This window comes from Pedobacter sp. 05L430, assembly GCF_056397585.1.
On the sequence record NZ_JBFTNT010000168.1, the window covers coordinates 1 to 8,962 of the forward strand.

At 37.6% G+C, this 8,962-nt stretch carries 6 protein-coding genes; 5 read left to right on the plus strand and 1 reads right to left on the minus strand.

The annotated features are described in order from the left end of the window. Positions 1–2,004: glycoside hydrolase family 95 protein (locus tag AC1DG9_RS18225; protein WP_477635000.1), on the minus strand; the 2,004-nt coding region annotated here is incomplete at its 3' end. Positions 2,005–2,336: 332 nt separating this feature from the next. On the opposite strand from AC1DG9_RS18225, the gene AC1DG9_RS18230 reads away from it, so the two are divergent. The 5 genes from AC1DG9_RS18230 to AC1DG9_RS18250 all read left to right on the plus strand — a co-directional run bounded on the left by AC1DG9_RS18230 (position 2,337) and on the right by AC1DG9_RS18250 (position 8,746). Next, complete coding sequence (locus AC1DG9_RS18230; protein WP_172659122.1) at positions 2,337–3,089, plus strand: DUF1835 domain-containing protein; 753 nt, start codon at positions 2,337–2,339, stop codon at positions 3,087–3,089. A gap of 90 nt (positions 3,090–3,179) precedes the next feature. After that, complete coding sequence (locus AC1DG9_RS18235) at positions 3,180–3,959, plus strand: enoyl-CoA hydratase/isomerase family protein (RefSeq protein WP_337718169.1); 780 nt, start codon at positions 3,180–3,182, stop codon at positions 3,957–3,959. A gap of 67 nt (positions 3,960–4,026) precedes the next feature. Next, complete coding sequence (locus tag AC1DG9_RS18240) at positions 4,027–4,707, plus strand: hypothetical protein (RefSeq protein ID WP_172659125.1); 681 nt, start codon at positions 4,027–4,029, stop codon at positions 4,705–4,707. Between the two features lie 116 nt (positions 4,708–4,823). Beyond that, on the plus strand, positions 4,824–6,581 hold the full coding sequence (locus tag AC1DG9_RS18245; protein WP_477612315.1) for an LTA synthase family protein: 1,758 nt from the start codon (positions 4,824–4,826) through the stop codon (positions 6,579–6,581). Positions 6,582–6,583: 2 nt separating this feature from the next. Continuing rightward, a complete protein-coding gene (locus AC1DG9_RS18250) occupies positions 6,584–8,746 on the plus strand; it encodes a S9 family peptidase (protein ID WP_477635001.1) in 2,163 nt (720 codons plus the stop codon). Positions 8,747–8,962 lie beyond the last annotated feature (216 nt).

An 8,962-nucleotide genomic window follows, 5' to 3' on the forward strand; every position in this document is an offset into this window, starting at 1 on the left:
GTTTTCACCACCTTTATTTAATCCTGTAGGCGTAAGCTGGTTTCTAATTAGTTTATAAGCATGATTACCATCCTGTAATCTGGCCCACAGGTTTACCTTCCATCCCATAGACCATCCTGTAGAAACATCTCCCCTCTGGATCAATGAGGTATGCGCAGCGTCAAACAATTCAGGAGTACGTAAAGGAGAAATCTGATTTGCAGGATACAAACCAAAAAGGTGAGAAACATGCCTGTGTTTGTCATTAGGATCATCCAGATCCTGCATCCATTCCTGCAGTTGGCCGTACTGCCCTACCTGCATTGGGGCAAGCCTATTACGCATGGCCTTAATTTTAGCTACAAGATCTTTATCCGTATTTAGTGCCTCGGCAGCTCTTATGGTGTTAGAGAACAGATCAAACACAAGCTGGTTATCCATAGTAGCACCAGCGGCTATAGATTTACCTTTATGAGCTCTTGGTGCATTTTCTGGCGACATAGAGGGCGATACCACCATCCATTTATGAACTGGTTCTTCTACAAGGAAATCCAAATAAAACTCTGCCGCACCTTTTAATGCCGGGTATACTGTGGCAAGGTATTTTTTGTCTCCGTTATATAAATACTTTTCCCAAACATGGCGACTTAACCACGCTCCGCCCATAGGCCACATTGCAGAATAAATACCATCAACCGGGCCGGTTATTCTCCAAAGATCCGTGTTATGGTGTGTTACCCAACCGCCGGAGCCATACATAACCTTTGCAGTTTCGCGCCCTGTATGAGAAAGGTCTTTTACCATTTCTATCAGCGGGTTATGCATTTCGGTCAGGTTAGTCCCTTCAGCTGGCCAGTAGTTCATTTCAGTATTAATGTTAATGGTATATTTACTTCCCCATGGCGGATCCATTTTATTGTTCCAAATTCCTTGCAGGTTGGCAGGTTGGCCACCTGGCTGAGAAGACGAGATCAATAAATAACGACCAAACTGATAATAAATAGCTGCCAATTGAGGGTCATTGCCATTTGCAAAGTCCTTTAACCTAACATCTGTAGGATTCTTAATAGAATCTGTTTTACCAAGATCAATTTTTACACGGTTAAAATATTTTTGATAAGCTGCAACATGATCCTTCAATAGCTGAGGATAGCTTTTCTTTAACGCAGCATTCAAATAGGTTTCAGAGCGTTTGTTTTCATCAGCACTGATGTCGTTATAGTTCACAAAATTGGTTGCAATAGAAACATATATGGTAACACTGTTCGCTCCTTTAACACTAACCTGATCATCTGATAAAGAAAGCTGTCCACCTTCATTTTTAACTTTTGCTATTGCATTAAATTTAACCTTACCTGGAACGTTCTCTCTGTCGCTGCTTATTCCCGACAAGTGTATTTCATTTGTATTAATAGCTTTAGCAGACCCTTTGTGCTCAGTTGCCATTGATGCGTTAAACGTTATGCTACCTGGCTTACTCGCGGTTAACCTGACTACTATTGCCTGATCTGGTATAGAAGAAAAAATGGTGCGGGTATAAGTAACTCCATTAACTACGTAAGTACTTTTAACTACGGCATCAGCAAGATTTAGCTCGCGGTAATAGTTCGAAAAGTTTTCATGCCCCGGAAAGTTCAGATTTAAATCGCCCACTGGCTGATACTTCATTCCGTTGTTCTTTTTAGACTGGATAGCCTTTTCAGCAAGCGCATTGGCTTCCACATATTTATCTTCAAAAAGTAGTTTTCTCACTTCTGGTAAAGCACCCAAAGCATCGGGGTTGTCATTGCGATTTRGGCTCCCACTCCATACTGTAGATTCGTTTAAACTGATCTTTTCGTGGGCAGTATTTCCATAGATCATGGCGGCTAGTCTTCCATTTCCTATTGGAAGAGCAGCTTCCCAAACAGATCCTGCCGGAGATTTATACCATAATTTCAAATCTTTCTCTTGCGAGAACGCAGATATGGTTATGCCCATAAGTAAAGCATAAGCCACAATAATTGTTTTTAGGTTGGTGAACATTGGTTGTTTAATATTTGGTTTGTGTGTAATCTTTTTTACTAATTAATGCATTAGCATTAAAAAAAAATTAATATATGATTAATTCCATTATGGTTTACATTATTGGTTTAGTTTTCATGTTCAAACACATAATTATTACAATCTATACCGTTCCTTATTCCTAAATCCCAATCACTTGGATTGCTTTTCATACTATGAATCTTGTTTAACTACCTCAATCGCATTGGAGAACAATTTACTTTGACTAATGGTGATGTAGGAGAAAATATGGCAGCCATTTTTTATATCTTTATATCTGCAATGTAAATAAGCCTCAAAAGAATCTTACAGTCATGGTGTACAATATTTTAAACGGCGACTCCCTTGCTTATAGTTTTCCAGAAGCAAAAATTGAAGGGGATGTTATTGTTGTTAGAGAAGGTCTTATTGACGGAGAATTATCAGGAGACAACCTACATGACTTTTGGCAATCAAGAGCCAAATACATGAGAATAACTGAAACCGAATACAATAATTCTGTTGTAAAAGAATTTGAAAAAATAATAAATGCACCCGATCATTCAGAGTTTAATCTTTGGTTTGAGTATGACTTGTTTTGTCAAGTAAATATGTGGTTTGTTATTTCAATTATCAATAGTTTGTCAATAAAGAAAAAAGTTTTTGCTGTTTACACTTCTTATTTAGACAAAACCAGTAAACAATTTTGGAATGGCTTTGGATCAGCAAATTCAGATGAACTTAAAGTTTGTTATGCGAATAGACTTCCTTTAAGTGAAGCCGACATAAATTTAGGACAACAATTATGGAAAGCTTACAAAAACGGCAATCTTGAAGAGTTGACAAATCTTTCAAAACATCAATCTTTAGTTTTTCCGTATTTACAAGAAGTAGTGAAGGCGCATGTTGACCGCTTTCCAAAAGATGGCACAACAGGAAGACCTGAAAAAGTTATTGAAGACATCACGAAAAATATTTCTACTGATTTTCATAAAGTGTTCAAAGAATTTTGGAATAGAGAAAGCGTTTATGGTTTTGGTGACGTTCAATTAAAAAGTCTCTATGACAAAGTAATGCACTACCGCTAATATTTGTATGCCACAGACGTAGCCCCCTTAAAGGAACAAAAAACACCAATAATTACTTATTTATTAGGATTTAGTAGATATTTACAGATTATGACAGAACCCCTCGTTTTATATTCAGTAAGTGAGCGTATAGCAACTATTGCTATAAATCGTCTTGAGAAGCGTAATGCATTAAATCCCGATCTTGTTCAGCAGTTAACGGATTCGTTCATCAGCGCATCAGAGGATGATGGCGTAAAAGTGATTGTTTTAAAAGCTAACGGTGCTGTTTTTAGTGCAGGTGCTGATCTGGCTTATTTGCAGCAATTGCAGTTAAATACTTATGAAGAAAACCTTGCCGATTCTGAGAACCTAAAGCGACTGTTTACCACCATTTATTATTTACCTAAGGTTGTCATAGCTCAGGTAGAAGGGCATGCAATTGCCGGAGGCTGTGGACTTGCAACTGTTTGCGACATTACATTTTCTGTTCCTGAGGCCAATTTTGGCTATACTGAAGTAAAACTGGGATTYGTTCCGGCTATAGTATCCTGCTTTTTATTACGCAAAACAAGTGAAACTATTGCTAAAAAAATACTACTGACAGGAAGCCTTTTTTCTGCACAAGAGGCACTTGAGCATGGATTAATAACGTTTGTAACAAACAAAGAAGAGATTAGTCAAAAAGTGAAAGATTTTGCATTAAATTTGTGTAATGAAGCTTCAGCAAATTCGTTAATGGTAACTAAGCAGCTAATCGGGCAGACTACAAATCCTTTATTGGAGAAATGCTTGTCGCTAGCCGTTCAGATAAATGCCAGGGTAAGAGATACTGATGATTTCAAAAAAGGAATTGCCTCTTTCATTAACAAGGAAAAGATAAAGTGGTAATTACCTTTTGATTGTGACAAATGCTAATAGAACTATACTAATACATAAAAAAACTAAAAACCAGAAAATGTTTAAATCAATCAAAACCGGTGTTGTAGCTGTAATTTTAATCAGCACGGCCATTGTTGCTAAAGCTCAAAAAATTGTAGATCAGGGAACATTAACCTTTGGAATTGAGTATCAATTAACAGATGATCAAAAGAAGGTTATAGATCCTTCTGTTCTTCCTTCCGAAAGTAAAGTTCAGTTTAATGGCAATATATCTAAAATTGAAATGGATATGGGCCCTGCAATGATAAAGGTATTTTCTGATGGAGCTGCCAGAACTGCATTAGTACTTATAGATATTCCGGTTGCCCAAAAACAGTATGCGTCTAAAATGTCTAAAGAAGATTTAGACAAACAAACAGGAAACCTGGTATTCAGCGACTTTAAAGCAACAGGCGAAAAACAAACAATCGCAGGCTTTAATTCAGAAAAATACACTTATAAAGATAACAATGGTGCTAACTACGAAGTTTGGGTTACTACCGATTTAAAGGTTACACCGGGTGCTACCCCTCCAGGATTTGATCAGATAAAAGGTACCCCTGTAAAATACACCAACATCAGAGATGGTTTTAAAACAGTAGCAACATTAAAAAGTCTGAAAGAAGAAAAAGTAGGTCCTTTTAGCCTTACTATACCAAGTGGTTATGAAGAAAAAACAATGGCAGAATTAAAAGCTATGCAAGGTGGTGGCCAATAACATAGCGTAAAATGTTAAAAAGCTTCCTGTTTTTTGCACGCTTCTTTCTGTTTTGGCTGTTATTTTTTTTCGTTGACCGCCTTACATTTATCATTATAAATTCAAAAAAACTTGCCATGGTTCCTTTATCGGAAATCATGGCAAGTTTTTATCATGCCCTAAAGCTTGATCTGTCGATGACGGCGTACATACTCGTCATTCCTCTTTTCAGCTATATATACTGGCTCTTAAATGGCCGCAAGGTGGTAGAATTAAAATGGCTTACCATCTATAACAAAATCCTGATCATATTATTCAGCATTATATCTGTTGTAAATTTCAATATTTACCGGGAATGGGGTAGCAAAATAAACGCAAAAGCTGTTGGTTTTGCCATTTCAACGCCCAACGAAGCACTTGCATCAAGTGCATCCTCTCCTATCGGATTAACGTTATCTTTACTTGTTTTATTGATTGTTATAGGTTTTATTCTGCAACGATGGGTTGTACTTAGGAAACTTAGTTTTAAAGCTAGTCCGATCTGGTTACGGGGAATTGCCGTTATCATATTGGTTTTTTTAAATTTTCTCTTGATACGTGGCGGGTTAGGCGGTTCTCCAATTAATCAAAGCATGGCCTACTTTTCCAAAGAACAGGTTTTAAATCATGCTGCAGTAAATACAGAGTGGAACCTGTTGTCGAGCGCCCTTGCTGCCCGCATGACCAAGAATAACCCTTATAACTATTTAAGCAAGCAAGCAGCCGATGCAAATATTAAGGAACTTTATACTCCGGCAAAGGACACTACCATCAACATACTTACCACTAAACGACCAAATGTAGTCCTGGTAATCATTGAAAGCTTTACTGCAGATCTAACCAAAACACTGGGCAACGAGGATGGTATTACGCCTAACTTTGATACGCTAATACACAAAGGAGTGCTTTTTAGTAATATTTATTCCTCTGGTAGCAGAACTGACAAAGGATTGGTAGCCACTTTAGCTGGCTTCCCTACCCTTGCCGCTGGCAGCATAGTAAAATGGCCTGAAAAAATGCAGAAAATTCCCGGCATCTCTCAGCCATTTTTTAAAAACGGGTATCAAACCTCTTTTTTTTATGGTGGAGAATCCGAATTCGACAATTACAAGGCATTTATTTTAAGTCACAATTACCAAAAGTTGATTGACAAAAATAATTTTAAAGGTGGAAAAGTAACCAAATGGGGACAATTTGATGAGGCGGTTTTTGACAGGCAGATTGAGGATCTTAATAAAGAAAAGCAACCTTTCTTCTCTACCCTGCTTACCCTTACCAATCATGAACCTTATGCGCTTCCGGGCAATTACAAGTTTGGACAGGCTGATAACGTTACAAAATTTAAAAGCACCGCACATTATACCGATTCCTGTATCAACGCTTATTTAAACAATGCAAAAAAGGAAAGCTGGTATAAAAATACACTCTTTGTATTTATTGCAGACCATGGTCACCTTTTACCTAAAAATAGTCACGAAATTTATGTTCCTCAACGTTATCATGTACCCTTATTATTCTATGGAGATGTGATTAAAGACGAATGTAAGGGCAAAAAATTTGAAGATGTAGGAAGTCAGGCTGATGTGGCTGCCACAATACTTGGCCAGTTGGATATCAGTGCAAAGGAATTTGTCTGGAGCAAGAACCTCTTAAACCCTTATGCAAAACATTTTGCATTTTTTAGCTGGGATAATGGAATGGGCTTTATTGATAACCAGCAATGTGTTACTTTTGACAATGTGGGGAAGACCATATTATACAACAGCAATCCTAAAGATAAGGACCTAACTTTAAAAACCCTTAACACCGCCAAATCATACCTACAAAACGTTTATCAGCAATTTATAGAACTATAAAAATGAACTTCAAACACATTTTTTTTAAACTGGCTTTAGTCTTAGTTTTAGGACTTTTTGGAAAAGCCAATGCTCAGGATATCAAATGGGCAAAAGATGGCAATTCATACTATGAGGTGAGCCAAGGTGAAATTGTATCAATAAGCCTTCCTCTTAATGAAAGAAAAACCATTGTGAGCCGAAACTTGCTTTATTCAAGCGGTAATACAGGACTTGGTGAGATCAAAAGTTTTGAAATATCTGAAGACGGCACAAAAGTTTTACTTTACACCAATAGTAAAAAGGTTTGGCGCTATGAAACACGTGGAGATTACTTCGTTGCCGATCTGAAAACCAATCAACTTACTCAGGTGGGAAAAGATAAACCTGCCTCTTCGTTAATGTTTGCCAAGTTTTCTCCTGATGGGRATAAGGTTGCCTATGTAAGTAAGCACAACCTATATGTTGATGACTTAACGAGCAAAACGAGTAAAGCCTTAACTACTGATGGTACTGAAAGATTAATAAACGGAACTTTTGATTGGGTATATGAAGAAGAATTTGATTGCAGAGATGGATTCAGATGGAGCCCTGATGGTCAATCTATCGCCTATTGGCAAATTGATGCTACCAAAATCAAAAACTTTTTGATGATAGACAATACAGATTCTATTTATTCTTTTACTATCCCTGTAGAATATCCTAAAGTTGGAGAAAACCCATCGTCATGCAAAGTCGGTATCGTTAATATCGCCTCAGCAAAAACCAACTGGTTAGAAGTACCCGGCGATCAGATCCAAAATTATATTCCTAGAATGGACTGGATCCCTTCTAGCAATGAAGTGATTTTACAACAATTAAACAGAGAACAAAATGTAAGTAAACTATTTGTTGCTGATGCAAGCTCTGGTCAGGTAAAAAATATTTATACCGAAACGGATAAAGCATGGATTGATGTAGCGAAGGGATGGGACTGGATAAATGACGGAAAAGAGTTTATTTGGATGAGTGAAAGTGATGGCTGGCGTCACCTTTACCGCATCAGTAAAGATGGTAAAAAGCATACGCTGATTACACAAGGTAATTACGATGTTATCGAGAAATCATTAATAGATGAGAAAAACGGTCAGATCTATTTTATTGCCTCTCCAACAAATGCTACCCAGAAATATTTGTTTAAGACTAAGCTTAGCGGTGGAAAAGCAGAAATGGTTACCCCTTCTATACTAAAAGGTACCCACTCTTACGAGATATCTCCAAATGGAGTATTTGCGCGCCATACTTACCAAAGTGCTTCAGTACCTCCAATTACGGAATGGATGAAACTTACCACCTTAAATCCATTGACCATGGAAGGTAGTGTTACCAATCAGCTTGGACGAATGAGACCGCCAAAGAACAAAGTGGAATTCTTTAAAGTAACTACTGAAGATGGAATTGAATTGGATGGCTGGATGAAGAAACCGGATAATTTTGACCAGACAAAAAAGTACCCGGTTGTATTTTATGTTTACGGTGAGCCTGCTTCGCAAACTGTAACCGATACTTATGGTGCAGGTCGCAACTGGCTTTATGCTGGTGACATGCCTAAAGATGGCTACATCTATATTTCTGTTGAAAACAGAGGCGCCCCTGCTCCCAAAGGCAGAGAATGGCGTAAAAGTGTTTTCCAAAAAATAGGTACCTTAAATATTCGCGACCAGGCTATGGCTGCAAAAAAAATAATGGAATGGCCGTTTGTAGATAAAAACAGGGTAGCTGTTTGGGGATGGAGCGGTGGCGGCTCATCAACCTTAAACTTAATGTTCCAGTATCCGGAAATATACAAAACCGGCATCGCTATTGCAGCAGTAGGAAATCAGTTAACTTATGATAATGTGTATCAGGAAAGATATATGGGATCTCCATTAAAAACTAAAGAGGCCTATGTTAAAGGCTCTCCTATCACTTACGCTAAAAACCTACAAGGCAAGCTTTTATACATACATGGAACCGGTGACGACAATGTGCATTACCAAAATGCAGAGATGCTGATTAATGAACTAATCAAGAATAGAAAAGTATTTCAACTGATGTCGTACCCTAACAGGACCCATAGCATTAACGAAGGCGAAGGCACATCTGAGCACCTTGCGCTTACTTACACCGAATTCTTACAAAGGAATTGCCCTCCGGGAGGCAAATAATGTAAAGAAGTGACTGTATCATTAATACGATCGCAAAACAAATAGCATGATTTAGATTAATGATACAGTCTCTTTTTTAAAACCTTTTTGACCTGTATATCGTTTATATAATTGGGACATTTACAAGACAAAAACACCCAAAAAATCCTGCATATTTGCCCAAAATCATGTAAAAAAGAAGATAGCATACATTTTTTTGTGCTTCCGAATGTTAGT